Origin of the sequence: Thauera aromatica (assembly GCF_023093595.1) — a bacterium.
Taxonomy (GTDB): domain Bacteria; phylum Pseudomonadota; class Gammaproteobacteria; order Burkholderiales; family Rhodocyclaceae; genus Thauera; species Thauera aromatica_A.
In genome coordinates this window covers 1-24817 of record NZ_JALLIK010000108.1, presented here as the reverse complement: position 1 = coordinate 24817, position 24817 = coordinate 1, and the positions used below count along the sequence as shown (strand labels likewise).

Genomic DNA, 24817 nt, shown 5'->3' with positions numbered 1-24817 from the left:
AGGGTCTGTCAGGGGTCGGTTACGTTGAAGGGGCGGAATTGTGCATTGCCACAAGCGCATCCGCCACTCTTTCCATGCACATGAACCTCGAGCCTTTCACCAGCACCACCGAATCCGCGTCGAGGCGCGGAGCGAGTGCCTTGACGAGCGCCTCGGCAGAGGCGAAGTGATGCCCGCCCTCGCCGAAATTGCGCACCGCGATCGCACTCATCTCGCCCAGCGCGAACAGGCCGTCGACGCCCTTGCTCTTGGCGTAGCCGCCGATCTCGTCATGCACCTGGGCGCTGATCCCGCCGACTTCCCCCATGTCGCCGAGCACCAGCCAGGTATGGCCGGGGAGCGAGGCGAGGACGTCGATGGCGGCACGCACCGAGTCCGGGTTGGCGTTGTAGGTGTCGTCCAGGATCAGGGCGCCGCGCGGGCCGTTGCGCCGTTGCAGGCGACCGCGCGCGCCGGTGAACCCCGCCAGCCCGTCGGCCACCGCTTCGGGCGAAACGCCCGCAGCAAGGCAGACCGCCGCCGCCCCTACGGCGTTGCGCGCATTGTGCACGCCCGGCACCTGCAGGATGAAACCGAACCGCCCGGCGGGGGTGTCGAGCTCGAGCCGGGAGCCGAGGCCGCGCAGGGTACACTGCCCGCGCACATCCGCCGCCCGCTCGATACCGAATGTCACAATCCGGCGCCCGGCGTTGACCGCGCGCCACTCGCCGACGTGCGGGTCGTCGGCGTTGATCACGGCGATGCCGGTCGCACCCAGGCCTTGATAGATCGCCCCCTTCTCGCGGGCGACCTCCTCGACCGAGCCGAGGCCCTGCAGGTGGGCACGCTGGGCGTTGGTGACGATCGCCGCGGTCGGCTGCGCCAGTGCGCTCAGGTAAGCGATTTCGCCGGGACGGTTCATCCCCATCTCGATCACCGCCGCGCGGTGGAAATCGCGCAGTTCGAGCAGGGTCAACGGCAGGCCGATGTCGTTGTTCAGATTGCCGCGGGTGGCGAGGACGCTGTCGTCGCCGAAACCGTCGCGGCGGGCCTGGGCGCGCAGGATCGCCGCGCACATTTCCTTCACTGTGGTCTTGCCGTTGCTGCCGGTCACCCCCAGCAGCGGCAATGCGAAACGGGCGCGCCAGCTCGCCGCCAGGGTACCGAGTGCGCGCCGGGTGTCGTCAACGACGATCAGCGGCAACGGCGCGAGCGCCTGCCCGGCAGCCCACTCGGCATCGACCAGCGCCGCCGCCGCACCCCGCGCCGCCGCCTCGGCGACGAAGTCGTGACCGTCGAAGCGCTCTCCGCGCAAGGCGACGAACAGCTGGCCGGGCACCAGCGCCCGGCTGTCGCTGCCGACGCATTCGAAGCGCGCGTCCCCCTGCGCGCGCGCCTGATGGGCGGCGAGCGCCCGCACCGCATCGTGCACGGTCATCATCGTTCGCGCTCCTTCGCATGCCAGGCCTGGAGGGCGAGGCGGGCCTGCTCCAGATCGGAGAACGGCAGCCGCTGCCCGAGGATTTCCTGATAGGGCTCGTGCCCCTTGCCCGCGATCAGGACGACGTCGGCGGCGCCGGCCTCGCCGATCGCGATACCGATCGCCTGCGCCCGATCGACCACCTGCTCGGCCTGCGCGCCGCTGCCCGCGGCGATCGCCGCCATGATCACGAGCGGGTCTTCGCTGCGCGGATTGTCGCTGGTGATGACGACACGGTCGGCGAGCGCGCGCGCCACTTCGCCCATCAGCGCACGCTTGCCGGTATCGCGGTCGCCGCCGCAACCGAACACGCACACCAGCCGCCCGCCGCGCATCCGCACCGTGCCGCGCAGGGCTTCCAGCACTTTCTCCAGCGCATCCGGCGAATGCGCGTAATCGACGATCACCAGCGGCTCGCGCTCGCCGCCCACCACCTGCATCCGCCCGGCGGGCGGCGTCAGCTGCACCAGCTGCGCAGCCACGGTCTCGAACGCCACTCCGCGCGCCAGCAGCGCGGCGCCGACGGCGAGCAGGTTCGCGACATTGAAGGGCGCCACCATGCGCACCGCGAGATCGGCCTCACGGCCGCCCCAGTGCAGCGTGAAACGCAGCCCCGCCGCTGTGGCCTGGAGACGGTCGGCGCACAGCACGCGGGCGCCGGCGACCGCGCCGGCATGGTCCGCGCGCACGGTGCAGGCGACGACGTCGCGCCCTTCGCCCGCCAGGCGCCGTGCCAGCGTCATGCCGAAGGGGTCGTCGATGTTGATCACGCAGGTCTCGACTCCGGGAAGCGCGAACAGCCGCGCCTTGGCCTGGGCATACGCCTCCATCGAGCCGTGGTAGTCGAGATGGTCGCGGCTCAGGTTGGTAAACAGCGCGACATCGAAGCGCACCCCGTTGACCCGCCCCTGGTCGAGCCCGATCGAGGACACTTCCATCGCCGCGGCTGCCGCCCCGCCGGCACGGAATCGCGCCAGCCAGCGCTGCAGCTCGAGGGCGTCGGGCGTGGTATTGAGCGCCGCCTCGAGTTCGCCGGGAAAACCGCAGCCGAGCGTGCCGATGATGCCGCAGCGCGCGCCGAGCCCGCTCAGCGCGCTGGCGAGCATCTGGCTCACCGTGGTCTTGCCGTTGGTGCCGGTGACTCCGGCCACCCACAACGCGGCCGAAGGCCGGCGGTAGATCTCGTCGGCCAGCGGACCGGCCAGCTCCTTCAGGCCGGCGACCGCCAGCGATGGCAGGGGCAGCGCTCCGGGATCGAAACCGTCACCGCTTTCCCACAGCACCGCCCCCGCCCCGCGGGCGATGGCATCGGCGATGTGGCGGCGACCGTCGGTGCGGAACCCGGGCCAGGCGGCGAACACCTCCCCCGGCGCGAGGCGACGCGAATCCGCGCCGATTCCCTGCGGCTCGACTCCGGCCTGGCGCAGGCGGGCGAGGACTTCCTGGACTTGTCCTGTGCTCACATGCGCTCCCGGGCGGATGTGCCATCCTCGGTTTCGTCGGCCGGCTTGCGCGCGATCTGCAACGGCGCGATCGGCATGTCGGGGGCCACGCCAAGGGTGCGCAGCGAACCTTCGACCAGGCGCGCGAACACCGGTGCGGCAACGGCGCCACCGTAGTGCTGGCCAGCCGAAGGCTCGTCGATCATCACCGCAACCACGATGCGCGGCTTCGTGGCCGGGGCGAAACCGACAAAGGAAGACACGTACTTCCTGGCATAGCGTCCGCCTTCGAGCTTATGCGCGGTTCCGGTCTTGCCGGCCACGGTATACCCGGCCACCTGGGCGCGCGGCGCGGTGCCCTGGGGGCCGGCGGCCAGCTCGAGCATCGCCCGGACCTCGCGCGCGGTCTGCGCCGAGAAGACCCGCCGCCCCGGCGCCGGAGCGCGCTCGAGGCGGGTCAGCGACAGGGGCAGCAGTTCGCCGTCGCGGGCGAACACGAGGTAGGCCCGCGCCATCTGGATCAGGCTCACTGCGATGCCGTGGCCATAGGACATGGTCGCCTGCTCGATCGGCCGCCAGGTCTTTGCCGGTCGCACACGGCCCGCGGTCTCGCCGGGGAAGCCGAGATCGAGCGGTGCGCCGAAGCCGAGCTGATCGAACAGCTGCCACATCTCGTCGGCAGCGAACTGCTGCGCGAGCTTGACCGTGCCGACGTTCGACGACTTCTGCACCACCTGGGATACGGTGATCGGGCCGTGGCGCTTGGTATCGGAAATCGTCGCCGAACCGATCGTCAGCCGGCCGTTGCCGGTATCGATCATGGTGCCCGGCTCGACCTTGCCCTTCTCCAGGGCGAGCGCAGCGATGAAGGGCTTCATCACCGAGCCGGGTTCGAAGCTGTCGGTAAACACCCGGTTGCGCAGCTGGGCACCGCTCAGATCGGCGCGATTGTTGGGGTTGAAGGTCGGCGCATTGGCCAGCGCCAGCACTTCGCCGCTTTGCGCATCGAGCACCACGACCGCTCCGGCCTTGGCCTTGTGCTGCTGCATCGCCTCGCGCAGCGCCGACCAGGCGAGGTACTGGATCTTGCCATCGATCGACAGCGCGACGTCATCGCCGTCGCGCGGCGGGCGGATCGCTTCCACGTCCTCGACGATCTGGCCGCGCCGGTCCTTGATCACCCGGCGCAGCCCGGGACGGCCGGCGAGCCGCTTCTCGAACGCGAGTTCCATTCCTTCCTGCCCTTTGTCCTCGACATCGGTGAAGCCGAGGATGTGGGCCATCACCTCGCCGCCCGGGTAATAGCGGCGATATTCCTGCTGCTGATGGATGCCTGCGAGGCCGAGGTCGGCGACCTGCTGCGCCACGTCGGGCACGAGCTGGCGCTTCAGGTAGACGAAGTCGCGGCTCGATCCGAGCTTGGCATTGAGCTCGTTGATGTCCATCTCGAGCAACCGCGCCAGCTCACGCGCCTGCGCCGGCTCCAGCCGTACGTCGGCGGGCAGGGCCCAGACCGAACGCACCGGCGTGCTCACCGCGAGCACATTGTCGTGGCGGTCGGTGATGCGCCCCCGGGTGGCGGAGATTTCGAGCGTGCGCGCATAGCGCGACTCGCCCTTGGCCTGGAGGAAGTCGTTGTTCACCCCCTGCAGGTAGAGCGCCCGCCCGCCGAGCGCGACCGAGCAGGCCATGAGTCCGAACATCACCGCGCGCGCGCGCCAGGCCGGCAGCGCGTGCTTGAGCAGCGGATTGTGATTGAAGGTGACGGTACGCTGATTTTTCATGATTGCGGCTCCACCACCAGCACCTGGCCGGGCGTCGGCGCCCCCATGCCCAGGCGCCCGCGGGCGAACGACTCGATACGCCCATGCGCCGCCCAGGTGCTTTGTTCGAGTTGCAGGCGGCCCCATTCCACTTCCAGGGCGCGCGCGCGCGCCTGTTCGCGCTCGTGCTCGGCATGCAGCTTGCGCGCCTGATGCTGGGCCGACACCACGCCCAGCGCACTGGCCACGGTCAGCGCCACCAGCACCGCGTCGGCGCGCATCATGGCGCCGCCCCGGTACGCTCGGCGACCCGCATCACCGCGCTGCGCGCACGCGGGTTGGCCGCGACTTCGGCTTCGCCCGGCCGCAGCGCCCGTCCCACCAGCTTCAGGCGGGGCGCCGGCAGGTCGGCAGCCCGCAGCGGAAGGCGGCGCGGCAGCACCGGGGGGCGCGACGCGTCGCGCATGAAACGCTTGACGATGCGATCCTCGAGCGAATGGAAGCTGATCACCACCAGGCGGCCGCCGGCACGCAGTCGACCGACGCATGCCGGCAACACCCGGCTCAGCTCCTCGAGTTCCTGATTGATGAAAATCCGAAGAGCCTGGAAGGTGCGTGTCGCCGGGTGCTGCCCCGGCTCGCGCGTACGGACCGCCTTTTCCACGATCGCGGCAAGTTGTCCAGTGGTTGCGACAGCCCCCCCTGTCCGAGCAGCTGCAATCGCCTTTGCAACCGCATGAGCAAACCGTTCCTCTCCATAATCCCTGATGACCTCCGTGATCTGGCCGACGGAGGCTTCCGCCAGCCATTCCGCCGCGGTCTGCCCGCGGCTCGTATCCATGCGCATGTCGAGCGGAGCATCGAAACGAAAGCTCATGCCGCGCGCAGCGTCGTCCAGTTGCGGGGACGAGACCCCCAGATCCAGCAGCACGCCGTCCACCTGCTCCAGCCCCAGCCGCGCGAGCGTCTCGTCCAGATCGCTGAACGGGGCATGGACCAGGGTCAGCCGCGGATCGCCCAACGCCTGCCCGGCTTCGATCGCTGCCGGGTCGCGATCGAAGGCGATCAGCCGCCCCTCCGCCCCCAGCCGCGCGAGCACGGCGCGGCTGTGGCCACCGCGCCCGAAAGTGCCATCGACATAGACGCCGTCGCCCCGGATGGCGAGCGCATCGACGGCTTCGTCGAGCAGGACGGTGACGTGGTGATGAGGGGTATTCACAGCGCCAGGCTCTCGAAACCCGGCGGTAGCCCGGTATTGACCAGATCGAGCATCGCCTGCTGCTGCTGCTGCCAGCCGGCGTCGGACCACAGCTCGAAGTGACTGCCCTGGCCGACGAGCCAGACCTGCTTCTCGAGCTTGGCAAACTGGCGCAGCGAGGGTGCAACCAGGACCCGCCCCGCGGCGTCGAGCGCCTCTTCCTGGGCGAAACCGACGAGCAGGCGCTTGAGCATTGCCGACAACGGATCGAGCCCCGGCGCGGCGAGCACCTTGTCGCGGATCGGCACCCAGGCCGGCACCGGATAGACGAGCAGGCAACCGTGCGGGTGGGCGGTGAGCACCACTTGGCCGGCCTCGACCGCGAGGGCGTCACGATGCCGCGCGGGGATCGCGAGGCGACCCTTGGCATCGAGATTGAGCGCTGCGGCTCCTTGGAACATCGTCCCCCCTGACGGTGCTGGGAAAGCATCCGAGCGACACTTTCTCCCACTTTTCTCCACTGGAACCCACTTTAGTTCAAAGGAAATACCCGGTCAACATCGATCGATCAGAATCTCTTTATGACACAATGACTTAGATCAAAACCCAAAGGCGTAAATAATCCCTGAAAAATCAAGGGATATGGCGCAGAAAGCTCAAATTCAGCGCGAACGCGGACAGCCCCCTCACGACGCGGTGAGAGAAGGCTGGAAATGAAAATAGGAAATGGAAAAAACGGGGGCGAAATGCCAGGGAAGAGGGGGAAGTTCGCCGATAAGCCGGGTTCTGTCGAACGCCGCCGGCGCGAGCCGGCAGCATCGGGCAGTCATTCCTCTGGGCGCCGCGTCGCCGCGGCGCTCTAGCAGCCTACCCGGGAGCGGCGCGAGCCACGCCGATGCTCCCCTATTTGGCCTTGCCCCGGATGGGGTTTGCCGTGCCAGTCCTGTTGCCAGTCCTGCGGTGGGCTCTTACCCCACCGTTTCACCCTTGCCTGATCTTCCTTGCGGAAGCCATCGGCGGTCTGCTCTCTGTTGCACTTTCCGTCGCCTCACGACGCCCGGCCGTTAGCCGGCATCCTGCTCTGCGGGGCCCGGACTTTCCTCCACGCACGACGTGCGCAGCGACTGCCTGGCGAACTTCCCGCACGGATTATACGCACATCGCGCGGGCACAACGGTCGCCGTCGCCCCCTGTCATCGCCAGGCCGGAGAAAAGCAGCCTCCGGGGATTCAGCCGCGACCGGTAAACGCCTTGTAGACACCGCAACCGAGGTAGAGATCGGCGTCCGCCTTGCAGACGTAGGACATCTTCGTCTGCACCACGCCCGACACCGGGTTGGTGATGTCGTACTCGACCCAGCCCGGACCGCGTTCGGCCTGCTCGACGATGTCGCTGACCAGGCGGCGGCCGTCGACTCCGGGAATGTCGCGCACCCGGGAGCCGACCTTGCCCGGATTGCCGCCAAAGGCGAGGTAGGTGCCTGCCGCATCGAGCACGAACATGTACATGTCGCGGTCGTGATAAGGCTGGTCCCGGTCGGTGATCATGTGCAGGAAGCGCTCGCGGCCGATACCGCTGTGCCACAGCGCCGCGGCCCGCTCGACCAGCGTCACCGCCTCATCGGCCGTGCCCTGCTGCAGCCGGAACGCGGCCACCGCATGGGTGAGGGTGGCCGCCCGCCCCTCCAGAGCCTCCGCATGCTGCACCGCAGCACCCACCATCTGCGCGTTGTCCTGAGTGATGCGGTCGAGCTGCTGCACTGCGGTGCTGATCTCGCGCAGCCCCGTGCTCTGCTCGCCGCTGGAATGGGAAATCTCGCTCATGCTCGCGGCCACACCATGAATGCCCGCAGCCATCTGCGCGATCCCGTCTCCGGCGTGGCGGATCAGTTCCACGCTGCGCTCTACCTGCTGCACGGACGTCTTGATCAGTTGCCGGATCTCCCGCGCAGCTTCGGCCGAGCGCTGCGCGAGGTTACGCACCTCGCCGGCAACGACGGAGAATCCCCGCCCCTGTTCCCCCGCGCGCGCGGCCTCGACCGAGGCGTTGAGGGCGAGAATGTTGGTCTGGAAGGCAATCGAATCGATCACCCCGATGATCTCGTTCATCCGTCGCGCATCCTGCTGGATCGCCTCCACCGACTGCACTGCACTCTCCATCGCCTGGGCGCCGGCATCGACCGCGGCGCTGACCCGGGTGGCGCGCTGATCCACTTCGCGGGCGGTGTGGGCGTTGCTTTGCACCGTACTGGAGATTTCCTCCACGCTCGCCGCGGTCTGCCCCAGGCTCGCGGCCTGCTCCTCGGTGCGCTCGGACAGGGCCCGGCTGTCGACGGTCAGGCTGCGACCGGCATGGGCGACGAGCGCGGCATTGCTGCGGATGTCGGCGACGATCGCGGAAAGGGAGTGCACCATCCGGTCGAGCAGACCGGCGAGCTCGCCCAGTTCGTCACGCGCATCGACCTCGGTGTGGACGCGAAGATCCCCGGCGGCGGTCCGCTCCATCGCCTGACGCAACTGCTTCAAGGCTTCGGCCTGCCCCGCGCACAGCGCCGCGAGCAGGTAGAGCAGCACCACGGCGCCGGCCAGCGCGACGGGCAACCCGCCCAGCGCACCGCCGATCGAGGCCGCCAGTGCGGCGACCGATACCACCGCGAACTTGCCCAGCCAGTGCAGCCGCCCCAGCAGCCACAGCCCGCCTCCCAGCGGGTGCCAGCGCACGGACTTCCGCCGTTGCGGCCTTGCCGCCGCATCGGCGCCCCCTTGCGCGAAATACCCTGCCTTCACCAGCCCGTTATATGTTGTATTCATTGTTGTACCTTCCCCTCTCCTTGAAACACCGGCCCTTCCTGCGGGCCGGTCCGAAACGCCGTGGCGGGCGCGGACAGGTGGCCGCAGTGCGGTCGGAGCGCCTGTCCGCGCCCGCCACGGCGCATGCCACCCGGCTCACCGGCTCAGGTGCCGGCGAGCTTCCATTTCACCCGCTCCCCGGCACGCAGAGGAACCAGCGGGTCCTCTGCGAGATAGGGATACGCCAGCGGGACGGTCCATTCCTGCCGCTGCAGCGTGATCGTGGTCGAATTCGGTGCGAGTCCATAGAACGCCGGACCGTTGAGGCTGGCGAAAGCCTCGAGACGGTCGAGCGCGCCTGCCGCATCGAACGCTTCGGCATACAGCTCGATGCCGGCATGGGCGGTGTAGCAGCCGGCGCAACCGCAGGCGTTTTCCTTGGTGCTGCGGGCATGGGGAGCGGAGTCGGTGCCGAGGAAAAAGCGCGGATTGCCCGACGTCGCCGCCGCCGCCAGCGCCTGGCGGTGGGTCTCGCGCTTGAGCACCGGCAGGCAGTAATGGTGCGGGCGGATACCGCCGGCGAAGATCGCGTTGCGGTTGAGGAGCAGGTGATGCGCGGTCACCGTGGCGGCGACGTTGGCCCCGGCGGCGCGCACGAACTGGGCCGCCTCGGCGGTGGTGATGTGCTCGAACACCACTTTCAGAGCCGGGAAACGGCGCACCAGCGGCGACAGTGTACGCTCGATGAACACGCGCTCACGATCGAAGACATCGACGTCCGCGGCGGTCGCTTCGCCATGCACGCACAGCACCATGCCGAGCTTTTCCATGCGCTCGAGCACCGGATGGATCTTTTCCACCGCGGTGACGCCGGCATCGGAGTTGGTCGTCGCCCCGGCCGGGTAGAGCTTGCAGGCAACGATCCGGCCGCTCGCCCGGGCGCGGTCGATCTCGTCCGGCGGCAGGTTGTCGGTGAGGTACAGGCTCATCAGCGGCTCGAACGCCGTGCCGGGGGCCGCGGCAAGGATGCGCTCGCGGTAGGCCAGCGCCTGCACGGTGGTCGTCACCGGCGGCTTCAGGTTGGGCATGATCAGGGCACGGCCGAAGCGCGCTGCGGTGTGCGGCACCACCGAAGCGAGCGCGGCATCATCGCGCACGTGCAGATGCCAGTCGTCGGGGCGGATCAGGGTAATCGATTGCATGGAGCGGGTCCTCGTGACAGCGCGCAGATTATAGGCGCTTCCCGCTGCGGCGGATCGGCAGCCACCGTCCACACGGGAAAACCCTGGCACGGAGCCGGCCGTCACCGCCGCCGCTCACCCTTCCGCTCGCGCCCCGCTCACGCCTCTTCCTCGCCGCGGATCTCCAGCGCCCGCGCATACAGCAGCTTGCGCCCCGCCCCGGTGATCTCCGCCGCCAGCCGCGCCGCGCTCTTCAGCGGCAACTCGGCGAGCAGCAGGCCGAGCACACGCTCGGCTTCCGCGCTCAGCCCCGCCTCCACCGGCGCTCCCGCCAGCACCAGGACGAACTCGCCACGCACCCGGTTCGGATCGGCCGCGAACCAGGCTCCGGCTTCGGCCAGCGACAGGCGCACGATTTGCTCGTGCAGCTTGGTCATCTCGCGCGCGACCAGCAGCTCGCGCCCGCCGCCGAACACCGCCAGCAGGTCGGCGGCGCACTCGACGATGCGGTGCGGCGCCTCGTAGAACACCATCGCATCGGTCTCGTCGCGCAGGGCCGCGAGCGCCGCGACCCGCGCTCCGGGCCGGGCGGGCAAGAACCCGACGAAGCGAAATCCCCCTTCGGCAAACCCCGACACCGACAGCGCCGCCACCGCCGCGCACGGCCCCGGCAGCGGCACCACCGGATGGCCGGCCTCGCGCACCCGGGCGACGAGGCGCGCGCCGGGGTCGGACACCGCCGGCGTGCCGGCATCGGTGATCAGGGCGACCTGCCGGCCGGCCGCGAGCAGCTCGATCAGCTGCCCCGCCGCCGCCTGCTCGTTGTGCTGATGCACCGCGACCATCCGCACCTTCAGGCCGTAGGCATCGAGCAGGCGCTGGCTGTGCCGGGTGTCCTCGGCCGCGACCACGTCCACCGCCCCCAGCACGGCGAGCGCACGCAAGGTGATGTCATGGAGATTACCGAGCGGGGTCGCCACCACATACAATGACGTCGTGCTAGACAGGGGGCGGACGGGAAGGTGAGCGGAGAAGGGCACGGAGGCGGTCATGGATGAGTTCGAAGGGTCGACGAAGGTAATCCGGGGAGCGGCGCGATGAGAAAGATGCCAGCGAACGCGGCGACAGCCGCCACGCCGAACGCGACGTCCGGGCGAACCCGCCGGGACGGGACGGCAGCGTCCGCGGGCGAGGCGGCCGCTGCCGGCGGGCGCAGTATCGGCTCCCCGCGGACTCCGGCGCAAGCGCGCGGCGCCGCCGCCGAGGCGCTCGCCGCCGAACACCTCGCGGCACACGGCCTGCGCATCCTCGCCCGCAACGTGCGCTGCCGCGGCGGCGAACTCGACCTGATCTGCCTCGACCGCGGCCAGCTCGTGTTCGTCGAAGTGCGCCTGCGCAGCAATGCCCGCTTCGGCGGCGCGGGCGAAAGCATCACCGCGGGCAAGCGCCGGCGTGTGCTGATCGCCGCCCAGTGGTGGCTGGGCGGCGCGGGGCAGCGCTTCCAGGGTGCGGCCTGCCGCTTCGACGCCGTCCTCCTCGACGCCCTCGAGCGCGACCGTATCACCTGGTTACCCGGCGCCTTCGATGCCGGCTGAAAGCGCATGGTAGACTGCACCGTCCTTTCGACGATTTCCTCCGCATGAACCTGATCGACCGCGTCTCGCGCCAGTTCGAGGACAACATGCGCACCGCACTCGAGGCGCTCGAAATGCTGGCCGCCCCGATCGCCGGCGCCATCGAACTGATCACCGCCTGCCTGCTGGAAAACGGCAAGATCCTCGTCTGCGGCGCGGCGGGCTCGGCCGGCGACGCCCGCCGCTTCGCCGCCCAACTGGTCAATGGCTTCGAGCTCGAACGCCCTTCGCTAGCCGCAATGGCGCTGAGCGCGGACGCCTCTACCCTTGCGCCGATCGCCGGCGAACCCGACACGAGCGGGCTGTTCGCCCGCCAGATCGAAGTTTTCGGCCACCCCGGCGACGTCCTCGTCGCCATCGCCGCAAACGGCGAGCCGGCGCGCCTCCTCGATGCCATCCGCGCCGCCCACGAGCGCGACATGCGGGTGATCGCGCTGACCGGCGCCGACGCCGAGCGCATCGCCGAAAGGCTCGGCCCGGCCGACATCCATCTGGCCGCCCCCGCCGACCGCACCGCTCGCATCCAGGAACTGCACTTGCTGATCCTGCACTGCCTGTGCGACGGTATCGACTGCCTGCTACTCGGAGTAGAAGACTGATGAAAACGACCTCCCCCTCCCGCCTCGCCGGCGCCCTTCCGGTCCGCGCCGCCGGCCGTCGCCGGCTGCTGCTGGGCCTCGCCGCAGCGGCTGCGCTGCCGCTCCTCCAGGGCTGCTTCCCGGTCGTCGCCACCGGTGTCGGCGCCGGCGCCGCGATGGTGTCCGACCGCCGCACCGGCGGCGCCTACGTCGAAGACGAAAGCATCGAATGGAAAGTCTCGAACCGCATCCGCCAACGCTTCGGCGGCACCGTGCATGTGAACGTCACCTCCTACAACCGCAACGTCCTGCTCACCGGCGAAGCCCCTGACGCCACCGTGCGCGGCGAGCTCGACGGACTCGTCGCCGGTGTCGAGAACGTCCGCGGCGTGATCAACGAAGTCGTGGTCGGTCCCCACTCCAGCCTCAGCGCGCGCGCCAACGATGCCCTCATCACCTCCAACGTGAAAGCCCGCTTCGTCGATGCGCAGCGCTTTTCCGCCCACAATGTGAAGGTCGTCACCGAGGCCAACGTGGTCTTCCTCCTCGGACTGGTCACGCGCACCGAAGCCGACGCCGCGGCCACCGTCGCCCGCACCAGCCAGGGCGTGCGCAAGGTGGTGCGCGTGTTCGAATACATCAGCGACGAAGAGGCCCGCCGCCTCGACGACCCGGCCGGCGCCCGGCGCTGAACGCCGGGCGGTCCACACCGTACGCCGGCGCCAGGGCGAAGCGCCGCCGCCGAGGCACGCCACCGAGGCACACCGGCCCGGGCGCAGCGGGCCGCTTGCGCTCACTGCGCAGCCGCGGCTCCCGTGCCCCCCCCGGCCAGCGCCGCGAGCAGGCGCTGGTGCACGCCGCCGAAGCCGCCGTTGCTCATCACCAGCACCTGGTCGCCCGGGCGCGCCGCGGCCACCACGTCGGCCACCAGGGCGTCGAGCGCATCGTGGCAGTGCGCCCGCGCCCCCAGCGGCGCCAGGGCCTCGCCGGCATCCCAGCCGAGGCCGGAGGTATAGCAGAACACCGCATCCGCCCCCGCCAGGCTGGCCGCCAGCCGCGCCTTCATCACCCCGAGCTTCATCGTGTTCGAACGCGGCTCGAGCACGGCCAGGATCCGCCCCTGCACCTGGCGCCGGCGCAGGCCGTCGACGGTCAGCGCGATCGCCGTCGGATGGTGGGCGAAGTCGTCGTAGACGCTCACCCCGTTGACCGTGCCGCGCAGTTCGAGCCGCCGCCGGATGCCGCGAAAACTCGCCAGGCTGGCGATCGCCTGCGCCGGGGTAACGCCGACGTGGCGCGCGGCGGCGATCGCGGCGAGCGCGTTCTCGCGGTTGTGGCTGCCCGCCAGCGGCATCGGCGAGCGCCCCAGCTCGGCGCCGGCGAGCCGGAACAGCGCCTGCGCGTCGTCCGCGCCTGCCTCCGCCGACCACTGCGCGGCATCGTTGAACCACTCCAGCTCGGACCAGCAGCCGCGCCCGATCACCCGTTTCAGGCTGTCCTCGCGGGCGTTGGCGACGATCCGCCCGCTCGCCGGGATGGTCCGCACGAGGTGGTGGAACTGGGCCTCGATCGCCGCCAGATCGGCGAAGATGTCCGCATGGTCGAACTCGAGGTTGTTCAGGATCGCGGTCCGCGGCCGGTAGTGGACGAACTTCGAGCGCTTGTCGCAGAACGCGGTGTCGTACTCGTCGGCCTCGATGACGAAGAACGGCGATTCGGTCAGGCGCGCCGACACGCCGAAGTTCTGCGGCACGCCGCCGACCAGAAAGCCCGGAGCGAGGCCGGCCTCCTCCAGCATCCAGGCCAGCAGCGAAGTCGTCGTCGTCTTGCCGTGGGTGCCCGCCACCGCCAGCACCCAGCGCCCGGCGAGCACGTGCTCGGCCAGCCACTGCGGCCCGGAGACGTAGGGCAGGCCGCGGTCGAGGATCGCTTCGAGTAGCGGATTGCCGCGCGCCACCGCGTTGCCGATCACGAACACGTCGGGCGCCAGCTCGAGCTGGGCGGCATCGTAGCCCTCGATCAGGCCGATGCCCTGCTCCTCGAGCTGGGTGCTCATCGGCGGATAGACGTTGGCGTCGCAACCGGTCACGGTGTGGCCGGCGGCGCGCGCGAGCAGGGCGACTCCGCCCATGAAGGTGCCGCAGATGCCGAGGATGTGGATGTGCATGAGACGCTGGGCTCCGAGGGGCCGTCATCCGGATGAAACCGGCCCGTGTACAATGGCCGCGCATTTTACCCGAGCGCGATCATGGCCTCACACGCCCACTCCTCCCGCAGCACCGGCCTGCGCCGCGAAATCGCCGCCCTCGCCGCCCGCATGATGGCCGAAGATGGCATCGGCGACTTCGGCTTCGCCAAGCGCAAGGCAGCGAAGCGGCTCGGCGCCACCGACGCCGACGCCCTGCCCAACAACGCCGAAATCGAAACCGAGCTGCGCGCCTGGCAGGCGCTGTACCAAGACGAGGAGCAGCCCGAACGCCTGTTCGAGATGCGCAGCGCGGCGGTCGAAGTCATGCGCCTGCTCGCCGATTTCCACCCCTACCTCACCGGCGGCGCGCTCGACGGCACCGCCGGGCGCTATTCCGAACTGGAGATCGAACTGTTCCCGGAAAGCGCCAAGGACGTCGAAATCTTTTTCCTCAACCAGGATTTCTCCTACGAGCACCGCGAACCGCGCCGCCCCGCACCGCACACGCCCGAAGCCGTCCTCAGCTTCGACTGGGACGACATCCCGGTCAAAGTGTCGATCTACCCTTCGGCGGCCGAACGCGGCGGGCGCCGCGGTCAGGAGCGGGCCCGCCTGCCCCAGGTCGAAGCCCTGCTCGGGACCGCAGCCGGCCTCTCCGGCACAAGGAACGGAACCCCATGAAGCGCAGCCTCCAGTTCGCCCTGATCGCAGCCGTCGCCGGCGCCGCCGGCATCGCCGGCTATCTCGCCAGCGGGGACCGGCGCAGCGCCCCCGCTTCCGCCATGGAGGGCGTTTCCGCCGCTGCCGTCGACCGCCTGCTGAATCTGCGCCTGCCCGACGAATCCGGCGTCGAGCAGGCCGTCGCGCAGTGGCGCGGCAACGTGATCGTGGCCAACTTCTGGGCCACCTGGTGCCCGCCCTGCCGCAAGGAAATCCCCGACTTCTCGGCCGTCAGCCAGGCCCTGGCCGCGCATCCGGTGCAGTTCGTCGGCATCAGCGTAGACACCGCCGCGAAGGTGCGCGCCTTCGACGAAGAATTCCAGGTGCCCTACCCGCTGCTGATCGCCGGCCCCGAGCTGCTCGAACTCGCCGCCGGGCTCGGCAACAACGCGCGCGCGCTGCCATTTACGGTCATCATCGACCGCGAAGGCAAAGTGCGCCACATCAAGCTCGGCACCTTGCACCGCGACGAACTCGAGCGCAAAATCCGCGCACTGCTGCCGTCCTGAGCCCTCCGAATTCGCGCACAAAATGCGCCAAAAGTGGACAACGTGCAGCCAATTGCGGCAAACTTGCCGCCATGAAGCGCCCAACCTGCCTACCTGAAGCCCCCCTCAAAGCGCGCCCGAACCGCGCCGGAAAAGGTTTTTCGGTAGTTTTGCCCGACGGATCCACCCCGATACCGGGCCATGATGCATGCCCCATGCGAGGCGCGCGCCCCTCTCGCCCCAGCGGCAGCGCCCGGCCGCCACGGCCTTGCGACCTGCCCACCGCGCGCCTTCGTGCCGTCGCCCGCCGACGGCACCCAGAACACTAGCCATCCCCGACCGCGACCGCCGTCCAGGCGGCGCTGTCCTGTCCGGAGAAAATCATGGATCTGCGCAAGCTGAAGAAACTCATCGACCTCGTCCAGGAGTCGGGCATTTCCGAACTGGAAGTCACCGAAGGCGAAGAAAAAGTCCGCATCGCCAAACACCCGGCGGCGGCGCCCGGTGCCTACTACGCGCAGATGCCGGCCCCCGCGCCGGCAGCCACCGTCAGCGCCACGCTCGTGGCCCCGGTCGCCGACGGCGACGACCTCCTGCCCGAAGGGCATGTGGTCAAGTCGCCGATGGTCGGTACTTTCTACCGCGCCAGCGCGCCCGGAGCGAAACCGCTGACCGATGTCGGCCAGAGCGTCGCCGCCGGCGACCGCCTGTGCATCATCGAAGCAATGAAGCTGATGAACGAGATCGAAGCCGACGTCAGCGGCGTGGTCAAGGCCATCCTCGTCGACAACGGCGAACCGGTCGAATACGGCCAACCCCTGTTCGTCATCGGCTGAGCGCGCCATGTTCGAGAAGATCCTCATCGCCAACCGCGGCGAGATCGCCCTGCGCATCCTGCGCGCCTGCCGCGAGCTCGGCATCAAGACCGTCGCCGTGCATTCCGAGGCCGACACCGACGCCAAGTACGTGCGCCTCGCCGACGAGTCGGTGTGCATCGGCCCCGCCCCTTCCAGCCTGAGCTATCTCAACGTGCCGGCGATCATTTCGGCGGCCGAAGTCACCGACGCCGAAGCGATCCACCCCGGCTACGGCTTCCTGTCGGAGAACGCCGACTTCGCCGAGCGCGTCGAGCAGTCCGGCTTCGTCTTCATCGGCCCACGCCCCGAGACCATCCGCCTGATGGGCGACAAGGTCTCGGCCAAGGACGCGATGAAGGCTGCCGGCGTCCCCTGCGTGCCCGGTTCCGGCGGCGCCCTGCCGGAAGACTCGAAGGAGATCATCAAGATCGCGCGCGCTGTCGGCTACCCGGTGATCATCAAGGCCGCCGGCGGCGGCGGTGGGCGCGGGATGCGCGTGGTGCACACCGAGGCGGCGCTCCTCAACGCCGTCGCCACCACCCGCGCCGAAGCCCAGGCGGCGTTCGGCAACCCCGTGGTGTACATGGAGAAGTTCCTCGAGAACCCGCGCCATATCGAGATCCAGATCCTCGCCGACCAGCACGGCAACGCGGTGTATCTGGGCGAGCGCGACTGCTCGATGCAGCGCCGCCACCAGAAAGTGATCGAGGAAGCGCCGGCGCCGGGCATCGACCGCAAGCGCATCGCCGACATCGGCGAACGCTGCGCCGAAGCCTGCCGCACGATCGGCTACCGCGGCGCCGGCACCTTCGAGTTCCTGTACGAGAACGGCGAGTTCTACTTCATCGAGATGAACACCCGGGTCCAGGTCGAGCACCCGGTCACCGAACTGATCACCGGCATCGACATCGTCCAGGCCCAGGTCCGCATCGCCGCCGGCGAGAAGCTGTGGTTCCGCCAGCGCGACATCGAATTCCGCGGCCACTCGATCGAATGCCGGATCAACGCCGAAGACCCGTTCAAGTTCACCCCCTCGCCCGGGCGCATCGGCAACTGGCACACCCCCGGCGGCCCCGGCATCCGCGTCGACTCCCACGTGTACAACGGCTACACCGTGCCGCCGCACTACGACTCGATGATCGGCAAGCTGATCGCCTACGGCGACACCCGCGACCAGGCGATCCGCCGCATGCGCATCGCGCTGTCGGAAATGATGGTCGACGGGATCAAGACCAACATCCCGCTGCACCAGACGCTGATGCTCGACCCGCACTTCATCGAAGGCGGCACCAGCATCCACTACCTCGAGCACAAGCTCGCCGACCAGAGCGAAGTGAAGGTCTGAACGATGTGGATCTCGGTCACCCTGCAGGCCGATGCGGCCCGCGCGGAAGCGCTGTCGGACGCCCTGATGGAGGCCGGCGCGCTGTCTGTGTCGATCGAGGACGCCGACGCCGGCACCGCCGCCGAAACCCCGCAATTCGGCGAGCCCGGTCACCTGCCCAGCGCGCTGTGGGAGCATAGCCGGGTCATCGCCCTGTTCGACGGTGACACCGGCAGCGCCGAACTCGGGGCGATGCTCGCCGAGGCCGCGCACGCCGCCGGCCTCGACGGCGTGCCGCCGTTCACCACCGCAGAAGTCGCGGAACAGAACTGGGTGCAGCTCACGCAGAGCCAGTTCGACCCGATCCGCATCACCGACCGGCTGTGGATCGTGCCCTCATGGCACGAAGCGCCCGACCCCGGCGCGATCAACATCGAACTCGACCCCGGGATGGCGTTCGGCACCGGCTCGCACCCGACCACCCGGCTGTGCCTGGAGTGGCTGTGCGACACCGTGCACCTCGGGTGCACCGTGCTCGACTACGGCTGCGGCTCGGGCATCCTCGGCATTGCCGCGGCGCGGCTGGGCGCCGCCGACGTGCTCGGCGTCGACATCGACGAGAAAGCGATGGAGGCCGCGCGCGACAACGCCGCGCGCAACGGCGTGACGATGCGCCTGCAGCACTCCGCGATCGCGGTCGAAGAAACCTTCGACCGGGTGGTGGCGAACATCCTGACCAATCCGCTGTGCGTGCTCGCCCCGGCAATCGCGGCGCGCATCGCCGGCGGCGGGCAGGTGGCGCTGTCGGGCGTGCTCGAGACCCAGGCCGATCAGGTCATCGAAGCCTGGGCGCCGTTCATCGCGCTGCGGGTCGGCGCCCGCCTCGACGGCTGGGTCCGGCTCGAAGGGCAGCGCCCCGGGAGATGATGATCGCATGACACTCACCCGCTGCCCCGCCTGCCAGACGGTGTTCCGGCTGCGTCCGGAGCAGCTTCATGCGCAGGGCGGGAAGGTGCGTTGCGGGCGCTGCCTGCGGCCCTTCGACGCTGTCGCGCACGAAATCGCCCCGGACGCGGCGAGCGCGGCCGAGGCCCCCGACGTGTTGCGCCGCCGCCGGCTTCCGCCGGCACCCGCGGCGACACCGGAGCCAGCGTCGGGCCCGGTGAGTCCGCTCCCCGGCCCGCAGTCCGGGCGGAGCGCCCCGCAGCCCGAAGCCGGACCGCCGTCGCGCGCGCCCGCGGAACGGCCCGCCCCCCCGGAGGGCCCTCGCCCGCAACCCCGTGCTCGCGCCCGCCCGCAGCGCCCGTCGGCGCTCGTGCGCATCGCCACCACCCTGGTGCTGGTGCTGCTGACCGGCACCCTGGGCGCCCAGCTGCTATACCTGTTCCGCGCCGAAATCGCCCGCGACCTGCCCGGGCTGCGCCCCCTGCTGGCCAGCGCCTGCGCCCGCGCCGGGTGCACGCTGCCCTATCCGCGGGATGCACAGCGGATCGCCATCGAAGCCACCGAACTGCAGGAAGAGCCCGGCCGGCCGGGCGAATTCGTACTGTACGCGACGATCAACAACCGCGCCGACTACGCGCAGGAGTGGCCCTACCTGGAGCTGACCCTGAACGACGCCACCGAGCAGGCGCTGGCGCGGCGGGTGCTGTCCCCCCGCGACTGGCTGCCCGCCGACCATCCGGCCGAAGCCTTCCCGGGGCGCAGCGCCCTCGGCATCCGCCTGCCCTTTTCCACGCCGGACATGGCGCCGGTCGGCTACCGGCTCTACGTCTTCTACCCCTGATCCCTTTTCCCGTCGCCGAAAAATCCGCGGCGCGCCCCGGTCTCAGCGCGTCACCCGCGTGGTGCCGGCATCGCGCAGCACACGGACGCGCTCGCCGGGACGGAAGCCCTCCCCTTCGTCGGCCTGCACCACGGCGAGGAACTGGCCATTGTCCAGGCGCACCGTCACTTCGGTGCCCGCCGTGCGGGTCGCGCCTTCCTCGATCGCGGAACCGGCCAGCCCGCCGGCGACGGCACCGATCACCGTCGCCACCGCCGCGCCGCGGCCGCCGCCGACCGAGCTGCCGGCGATGCCGCCGACCGCCGCGCCGGCGAGCGAGCCGACCGGCGTCTTCGTGCCTTCGAGCTGCACCCCGCGCACCGACTCGATCGTGCCGAACTGCACCGTCATCGCCCGCCGCGCCTCGGTGCGCGCGTAGCTTCCCCCGCCCAGCCCCTGGGCGCAGCCGCCCAGCACCAGCGCAGCGACCAGCGCACCGGCCAGTGCGCGCGACTTCGTTCCGATCCGTTTCACCATGCTTGTTCTCCAAATGCCTGTTCAAAGCGCGCGGCGATCTCGGCGCGCGCCGGCCGGTAGTTCTGCCCGCCGCGATCGGCGATCTTGATCGCCCCCATCACCGCCGCCAGACGCGCGCACTTGCGCACGTCCCAGCCCGCGGCCAGGCCGTACAGCAGCCCGGCGCGGTAGGCATCGCCGCAGCCGGTGGGGTCGACGAGCGCATCGGCCGTCACCGCGGGCACCGCAAACAGTTCGCCGCGGCAGTGGATGCGCGCGCCTTCCGCGCCCAGCGTCACCACCAGGGCCTCGACTTCGCGCGCCAGCTCGGCTTCGCTGCGCCCGGTCTTGTCGCACATCAGCCGGGCCTCGTAGTCATTGACCGTACAGTAGCGCGCCTGCTGCAGGCAATTCAGTAACGCTTCGCTACCGAGGATGGGCAACGCCTGGCCGGGGTCGAACACGAACGGCACGCCCGCCTCGGCAAAGCCGGCGGCATGGCGCAGCATGCCGTCGGCGCCGTCGGGCGAGACGATGCCCAGCTTCGCCCCGCGCGCCTCGCGCACGTCGTTGAGGTGGGAATGGAACATCGCCCCGGGGTGGAAGGCGGTGATCTGGTTGTCGTCGAGGTCGGTGGTGATGAAAGCCTGGGCGGTGAACGTGCCGGGCACTTCGCGCACGTAGTCCTGGCGCAGGCCGAGGGCCGCGAAGCGGGCGCGATACGGCCCCGCATCCTCGCCCACGGTCGCCACGACCAGCGGATCGGCGCCGAGCAGCTTCAGCCCGTAGGCGATGTTGCCGGCGCAGCCGCCGAACTCGCGGCGCAGATCGGGAACGAGAAAGGACACGTTCAGGATGTGGATCTGCTCGGGCAGGATGTGATTCTTGAAGCGGTCCTGGAAGACCATGATCGAGTCGTAGGCGACCGATCCGCAGACGAGGATGGACATGGAGGAAAGACGGCCGGGAGGAAAGAAGCCCGCATTATACGGACCGCCCCCGGCGCCGGAGGCGCGTTCGCCCGTCACCGGCCCGTAACCGCGGCGTCACCGCCCCGCAATGCCGGGTTTCGAGAATGGCTCCACCCGAACAGGACGGAACCACACCATGCTCCAGCCCCGCTCCCATCGCCTCGAGCCCGACCGGAACCGCGTCCCGCGCAAGGCGCGCAACCTGCACGTCGGCCTCGCCGGCTGCGAAACCGAAATCCTCGAAGCACAGAAGCTGCGCTACCGGGTCTTCGCCGACGAGATGGGCGCGCGCCTGCCGACCCGCAGCCCGGGCGTCGATCGCGACCTCTACGACCCCTTCTGCGAACACCTGATCGTGCGCGACGAGGACGCCGGCCGCATCGTCGGCACCTACCGCATCCTGTCGCCGAGCGCCGCACGCAAGGTCGGCGGCTACTATTCCGAGAACGAGTTCGACCTCACCCGCCTGCACCACCTGCGCCGCCGGCTGGTGGAAATCGGCCGCGCCTGCATCGACGCCGACTACCGCAGCGGCGCGGTGATCGCCCTGCTGTGGTCGGGGCTGGCGCGCTACATGCTGGAAAACGGCTACGAGCACCTGATCGGCTGCGCCTCGGTGTCGATGGCCGACGGCGGCCACGCTGCGGCCAGTCTGTATAATCGCCTCCGCGGCGAGCACCTGGCGCCGCTCGAATACCGTGTCTTCCCGCGCTGCCCGCTGCCGCTCGACGCCCTGCGCGGCGACCTCGCCAGCGAACTGCCGGCGCTGATCAAGGGCTACCTGCGCGCCGGCGCGTGGATCTGCGGCGAACCGGCGTGGGACCCCGACTTCAACACCGCCGACCTGCCGATCCTGATGCCGATGAACCGGGTCGACGGCCGCTACGCCCGCCACTTTCTGGGACGCCAAGACTGAACAAGCCCGCCGCCCCCTTCGTCCCCGCCCCCCTCGCTCCCGTGCGCCCGCCGCGCCGGGCGCCGGAAGCACTGTCTCCCTGCCCGGCGCCACAGCCAGCGCTGCCACGCCCGCGCCGCTGCGCGCCTGGCGCTACCTGCGCCTCGGCCTGCACCTCCTGTACGGCGTGGCGACGATCGCGCTGGTCTACCCCCTCACCCACCGCGCCCTGCGCCGGCGCTGGTCGCGCGCCCTGCTGCGCATCCTCGGCATCGAGCTGGAGGCCGAAGGCGGAGCCATCGCCCCTGGCTGCCTGCTGGTGGCGAACCACATCTCATGGGTAGACATCTTCGCCATCAACGCCCTCGCTCCCGCCGCCTTCGTGTCGAAGGCCGAAGTACGCACCTGGCCGCTGATCGGCTGGCTCGCGGCGAACAACGACACCCTCTTCCTGCGCCGCGGCAGCCGCGGCCACGCCCGCATCGTCAACGCCGAAACCGCCGCGCGGCTCGAGGCCGGCGGCAACGTCGCGATCTTTCCCGAAGGCACGACCACCGACGGCACCGAGGTGCTCCACTTCCATGCCGCCCTGCTGCAACCGGCGATCGCCTGCAGCCGCCCGGTGCAGCCGCTGGCGCTGCGCTACCTGAGCACCGACGGCGGCCACAACCGCGCCCCGGCCTACGATGGAGAGATCAGCCTGGGGCAGTGCGTCGCCAACATCATCGCCACCCGCCACAGCATCGTGCGCATCCGCATCGCCCCCCCGTACCCGACCGCGGACGGGGTCGACCGCCGCATCCTGGCCCAGCACGCCCGCGACTGGGTGCTCGCGGCCAGCCGCCTGGCGCCGGCCGCCGTCGTCAGCGCAGCGCTGCCTGCGCCTGGGGTTGCTCGCGCTCATGGGCGCCAGCCTTGCAATCACGCCCGCAGCGCCCTAGACTTGTTCAGCAAATAGCACAATTCAAAGAGGCATCATCATGCGTGTGGTGAATTTTTCGGAGGCGCGGAACAACCTCAAGAACGTGATCGATCAGGTCATCGACGACGCCGACTACACGGTCATCGCGCGCCGGGATGCGCCCGACGCGGTGGTGATGTCGCTCGACACCTTCAACGGCCTGATGGAGACCGTCCATCTGCTGAAGTCCCCCGCCAATGCCGCCCACCTGGCACGCTCGATCGAGCAGTACCGCAAGGGCCAGGTCACGCCGCGGGATCCGGTCGATGCCGGTTGAAGAAAAGCTGCTCAGGCTGACCTGGACCCTGGCTGCCTGGGAGGATTACGAATACTGGCAAGACCAGGACCGCAAAACCCTCAAACGCATCAATGCCCTGATCAAGGACGGCCTGCGCCACCCCTTCGAAGGCATCGGCAAACCCGAGCCCCTGAAAGAAAACCTCTCGGGCTTCTGGTCACGCCGCATCGACGACACCCACCGGCTGGTTTACTGCGTCGATGACCAGGCGCTGGTGGTGATTGCCTGTCGTTACCACTACCAGTAACACCCATGCAGTTCGATGAAACAGCCATGCGCCGACGGCGCCGGCCGCCTTCGCCAGCGCAGCGCCTGCCTAAGCCTGCACCTGGAACACCGCATCGTCCTCGATGCGCAGCGCGGTGAGCTTGCCGCCCCACACGCAGCCCGAATCGAGCGCGATCAGGCCGGGCTCGCGATAGAAGCCCAGCGCCGACCAGTGCCCGCAGACCACGGTGTGGGTGCGGCTGAGCCGGCCGGGCACCCGGAACCACGGCAAGGTGCCCGGCGGCGCCTTGTCCGGCGCCCCTTTGGCGCTCAGGTCCATGCGCCCGTCTACGCTGCAAAAGCGCAGCCGGGTCAGCGCATTGACGATCACCCGCAGCCGGCCCCAGCCTTTCAGCCCTTCCTTCCAGCGCGCCGGCCGATCGCCGGCCAGATTCCGCAGGAACTCGCGCGCCTGCGGCCCGCCCAGCGCCGCACCGACTTCGTCGGCGAGCCGCTGGGCGTGCGCCACCGACCACTGCGGCAGCAGCCCGGCATGGACCAACACGTATTCGCCTTCCACCTGCAGCAGCGGCCGCCGCGCCAGCCAGTCGAGCAACTCATCGCGGTCCGGCGCCTCGAGCACCTGGAACAAGGTGTCGTCCCCGACGCGCCGCTTCAACCCGGCGGCCACCATCAGCAGGTAGAGGTCGTGATTGCCGAGCACGATTGTCGCCGCACTGCCCAACTCGCGCAGGGTACGCAGCACACGCAGCGAATCCGGCCCGCGATTGACCAGATCCCCCACCACCCACAGGCGGTCGGCCGCAGGGTCGAAACGCACCCGCTCCAGCATCTGCGCCAGCGGCGCGTAGCAGCCCTGGATGTCGCCGATTGCGTAAGTGGCCATCGTCAGTCGCCGCTCTGGACGAGAAACGCCTCGACACACTGCCGGCAATCCTCGTCATGCATCAAAAGAAGATCCTTGTGGCCAAGTGCAGTGAAATGCCGGTGCTGCACTGGCACCCCCGCCAGCTTGAGCTGTATCGAAAACCGTTCGTTCATCACTTTGGTAAAGGCCTGCCCGCCCCCCCCTGCACCCCTGCCGAGAGCAACAGGAAACGCGTCCCGGCGAGCGCCGTGAGAGGATGTCCGGCAGGAGAAAGGCGGCGCTGCCGCTCCTCATCCTCCCCCATCAGACGGCGCAACTTACGGACTCTGCGATCCTGGTATGCCAGTCCCAGGCCCTGCTCCGCAAGCATGCGGATCGCCAAGGGAACGTCAAAATGTGCCCCGTCGAGGCAGATGACCTGAGCGATCACCGAATTCGTCAGGCGGTAGCGCTGTAGGTAGCCAGGATCGCACGCAAGCAATGCGGCCAAGTGCGCACCCGACGAAAAACCGACCAGGGTAATCCGCGACGGATCACCGCCATAGCGGCGGATGTTGATGCTCATCCACTTTATCGCTTTGGCTGAGCTGCCCCACGAATTTCGTCTTCCAACGTAGTCGTCGTACGATCGACGCAACGAGAGGAAGAACGACGTGAAACGCATCCCGAAGCAGGAGTACACGGCCGAGTTCAA

28 protein-coding genes, 1 other RNA gene and 1 pseudogene are annotated in these 24817 nt (G+C 69.6%); 14 read left to right on the top strand and 16 right to left on the bottom strand.

Annotation, left to right across the window (positions count from 1 at the left end; translation table 11 throughout):
- Positions 1–19 precede the first annotated feature (19 nt).
- The 10 genes from MXC99_RS13705 to rsmI all read right to left on the bottom strand — a co-directional run bounded on the left by MXC99_RS13705 (position 20) and on the right by rsmI (position 10821).
- Entirely contained in the window at positions 20–1420 is a 1401-nt protein-coding gene (locus tag MXC99_RS13705; RefSeq protein ID WP_247725990.1) for a UDP-N-acetylmuramoyl-tripeptide--D-alanyl-D-alanine ligase, read from the bottom strand.
- Complete coding sequence (locus tag MXC99_RS13700) at positions 1417–2922, bottom strand: UDP-N-acetylmuramoyl-L-alanyl-D-glutamate--2,6-diaminopimelate ligase (protein WP_247725989.1); 1506 nt, start codon at positions 2920–2922, stop codon at positions 1417–1419. The genes MXC99_RS13705 and MXC99_RS13700 overlap by 4 nt, the downstream gene beginning before the upstream one ends.
- Positions 2919–4685, bottom strand: a complete 1767-nt coding sequence (locus MXC99_RS13695) for a peptidoglycan D,D-transpeptidase FtsI family protein (protein WP_247725988.1) — start codon at positions 4683–4685, stop codon at positions 2919–2921. Before MXC99_RS13695 ends, MXC99_RS13700 begins: the two co-directional genes overlap by 4 nt.
- On the bottom strand, positions 4682–4948 hold the full coding sequence (ftsL, locus tag MXC99_RS13690; protein ID WP_247725987.1) for a cell division protein FtsL: 267 nt from the start codon (positions 4946–4948) through the stop codon (positions 4682–4684). Before ftsL ends, MXC99_RS13695 begins: the two co-directional genes overlap by 4 nt.
- Positions 4945–5883: a 16S rRNA (cytosine(1402)-N(4))-methyltransferase RsmH gene (gene rsmH, locus MXC99_RS13685; protein ID WP_247725986.1), complete on the bottom strand. Its 939-nt coding sequence runs from the start codon at positions 5881–5883 to the stop codon at positions 4945–4947. The genes ftsL and rsmH overlap by 4 nt, the downstream gene beginning before the upstream one ends.
- Positions 5880–6323 (bottom strand): division/cell wall cluster transcriptional repressor MraZ, encoded by a 444-nt coding sequence (gene mraZ / locus MXC99_RS13680; protein ID WP_107220184.1) that lies wholly within the window; start codon positions 6321–6323, stop codon positions 5880–5882. Before mraZ ends, rsmH begins: the two co-directional genes overlap by 4 nt.
- A 298-nt stretch (positions 6324–6621) precedes the next feature.
- Positions 6622–7002: RNase P RNA component class A (rnpB, locus tag MXC99_RS13675), an RNA gene on the bottom strand.
- Between the two features lie 89 nt (positions 7003–7091).
- Entirely contained in the window at positions 7092–8672 is a 1581-nt protein-coding gene (locus MXC99_RS13670) for a methyl-accepting chemotaxis protein (protein ID WP_247725985.1), read from the bottom strand.
- Between the two features lie 143 nt (positions 8673–8815).
- Positions 8816–9853 (bottom strand): dihydroorotase, encoded by a 1038-nt coding sequence (gene pyrC / locus MXC99_RS13665; RefSeq protein WP_247725984.1) that lies wholly within the window; start codon positions 9851–9853, stop codon positions 8816–8818.
- Positions 9854–9990: 137 nt separating this feature from the next.
- A complete protein-coding gene (gene rsmI, locus MXC99_RS13660; RefSeq protein ID WP_247726139.1) occupies positions 9991–10821 on the bottom strand; it encodes a 16S rRNA (cytidine(1402)-2'-O)-methyltransferase in 831 nt (276 codons plus the stop codon).
- A 108-nt stretch (positions 10822–10929) separates the two neighbouring features.
- On the opposite strand from rsmI, the gene MXC99_RS13655 reads away from it, so the two are divergent.
- From MXC99_RS13655 to MXC99_RS13645, 3 genes are read left to right on the top strand one after another with little or no spacing between them, the layout of a single operon-like run.
- Positions 10930–11427 (top strand): YraN family protein, encoded by a 498-nt coding sequence (locus tag MXC99_RS13655; RefSeq protein WP_247725983.1) that lies wholly within the window; start codon positions 10930–10932, stop codon positions 11425–11427.
- Between the two features lie 44 nt (positions 11428–11471).
- Complete coding sequence (locus MXC99_RS13650; RefSeq protein ID WP_247725982.1) at positions 11472–12065, top strand: SIS domain-containing protein; 594 nt, start codon at positions 11472–11474, stop codon at positions 12063–12065.
- A complete protein-coding gene (locus MXC99_RS13645; RefSeq protein WP_247725981.1) occupies positions 12065–12736 on the top strand; it encodes a BON domain-containing protein in 672 nt (223 codons plus the stop codon). Before MXC99_RS13650 ends, MXC99_RS13645 begins: the two co-directional genes overlap by 1 nt.
- 101 nt (positions 12737–12837) lie before the next feature.
- Here MXC99_RS13645 and mpl read toward each other — a convergent pair whose 3' ends face one another.
- Positions 12838–14211 (bottom strand): UDP-N-acetylmuramate:L-alanyl-gamma-D-glutamyl-meso-diaminopimelate ligase, encoded by a 1374-nt coding sequence (mpl, locus tag MXC99_RS13640; protein ID WP_247725980.1) that lies wholly within the window; start codon positions 14209–14211, stop codon positions 12838–12840.
- Between the two features lie 81 nt (positions 14212–14292).
- Between mpl and MXC99_RS13635 the strand changes: the two genes are divergently transcribed.
- The 7 genes and pseudogenes from MXC99_RS13635 to MXC99_RS13610 all read left to right on the top strand — a co-directional run bounded on the left by MXC99_RS13635 (position 14293) and on the right by MXC99_RS13610 (position 19407).
- A complete protein-coding gene (locus MXC99_RS13635) occupies positions 14293–14913 on the top strand; it encodes a hypothetical protein (protein ID WP_247725979.1) in 621 nt (206 codons plus the stop codon).
- Positions 14910–15461 carry a TlpA family protein disulfide reductase gene (locus MXC99_RS13630; protein ID WP_247725978.1) on the top strand — a complete coding sequence of 184 codons (552 nt, stop codon included), beginning with the start codon at positions 14910–14912 and terminating at the stop codon, positions 15459–15461. Before MXC99_RS13635 ends, MXC99_RS13630 begins: the two co-directional genes overlap by 4 nt.
- A 362-nt stretch (positions 15462–15823) precedes the next feature.
- Complete coding sequence (gene accB, locus MXC99_RS13625; RefSeq protein ID WP_247725977.1) at positions 15824–16276, top strand: acetyl-CoA carboxylase biotin carboxyl carrier protein; 453 nt, start codon at positions 15824–15826, stop codon at positions 16274–16276.
- 7 nt (positions 16277–16283) lie between these two features.
- Complete coding sequence (gene accC / locus MXC99_RS13620) at positions 16284–17642, top strand: acetyl-CoA carboxylase biotin carboxylase subunit (protein WP_247725976.1); 1359 nt, start codon at positions 16284–16286, stop codon at positions 17640–17642.
- Between the two features lie 3 nt (positions 17643–17645).
- Positions 17646–18548, top strand: a complete 903-nt coding sequence (gene prmA / locus MXC99_RS13615; protein WP_247725975.1) for a 50S ribosomal protein L11 methyltransferase — start codon at positions 17646–17648, stop codon at positions 18546–18548.
- Positions 18549–18555: 7 nt separating this feature from the next.
- Positions 18556–18657, top strand: a pseudogene (locus MXC99_RS16965) (MJ0042-type zinc finger domain-containing protein); the annotation flags it as partial.
- Positions 18658–18936: 279 nt separating this feature from the next.
- On the top strand, positions 18937–19407 hold the full coding sequence (locus MXC99_RS13610) for a DUF3426 domain-containing protein (RefSeq protein ID WP_247725974.1): 471 nt from the start codon (positions 18937–18939) through the stop codon (positions 19405–19407).
- A 42-nt stretch (positions 19408–19449) separates the two neighbouring features.
- Here MXC99_RS13610 and MXC99_RS13605 read toward each other — a convergent pair whose 3' ends face one another.
- Together MXC99_RS13605 and MXC99_RS13600 are read right to left on the bottom strand one after the other, a co-directional pair.
- Positions 19450–19923 carry a glycine zipper 2TM domain-containing protein gene (locus MXC99_RS13605; protein WP_247725973.1) on the bottom strand — a complete coding sequence of 158 codons (474 nt, stop codon included), beginning with the start codon at positions 19921–19923 and terminating at the stop codon, positions 19450–19452.
- Entirely contained in the window at positions 19917–20852 is a 936-nt protein-coding gene (locus MXC99_RS13600; RefSeq protein ID WP_247725972.1) for a carbohydrate kinase family protein, read from the bottom strand. Before MXC99_RS13600 ends, MXC99_RS13605 begins: the two co-directional genes overlap by 7 nt.
- Positions 20853–21009: 157 nt before the next feature.
- Here MXC99_RS13600 and MXC99_RS13595 point away from each other — a divergent pair, with 157 nt between their 5' ends.
- From MXC99_RS13595 to MXC99_RS13580, 4 genes are all read left to right on the top strand, one after another.
- Entirely contained in the window at positions 21010–21789 is a 780-nt protein-coding gene (locus MXC99_RS13595; protein WP_247725971.1) for a GNAT family N-acetyltransferase, read from the top strand.
- Between the two features lie 166 nt (positions 21790–21955).
- On the top strand, positions 21956–22726 hold the full coding sequence (locus MXC99_RS13590; protein WP_432654255.1) for a lysophospholipid acyltransferase family protein: 771 nt from the start codon (positions 21956–21958) through the stop codon (positions 22724–22726).
- Positions 22727–22748: 22 nt separating this feature from the next.
- A complete protein-coding gene (locus MXC99_RS13585; protein ID WP_247725970.1) occupies positions 22749–23006 on the top strand; it encodes a type II toxin-antitoxin system Phd/YefM family antitoxin in 258 nt (85 codons plus the stop codon).
- Entirely contained in the window at positions 22996–23274 is a 279-nt protein-coding gene (locus tag MXC99_RS13580) for a Txe/YoeB family addiction module toxin (protein ID WP_247725969.1), read from the top strand. The genes MXC99_RS13585 and MXC99_RS13580 overlap by 11 nt, the downstream gene beginning before the upstream one ends.
- 69 nt (positions 23275–23343) lie before the next feature.
- On the opposite strand, the gene MXC99_RS13575 is transcribed toward MXC99_RS13580, so the two are convergent.
- From MXC99_RS13575 to MXC99_RS13565, 3 genes are all read right to left on the bottom strand, one after another.
- On the bottom strand, positions 23344–24141 hold the full coding sequence (locus MXC99_RS13575; protein ID WP_247725968.1) for a symmetrical bis(5'-nucleosyl)-tetraphosphatase: 798 nt from the start codon (positions 24139–24141) through the stop codon (positions 23344–23346).
- Positions 24142–24143: 2 nt separating this feature from the next.
- Positions 24144–24296: a hypothetical protein gene (locus tag MXC99_RS13570; protein WP_247725967.1), complete on the bottom strand. Its 153-nt coding sequence runs from the start codon at positions 24294–24296 to the stop codon at positions 24144–24146.
- The coding region (locus MXC99_RS13565; protein ID WP_247725966.1) for an alpha/beta hydrolase at positions 24296–24817 on the bottom strand (522 nt) is incomplete at its 5' end. The genes MXC99_RS13565 and MXC99_RS13570, both read right to left, overlap by 1 nt.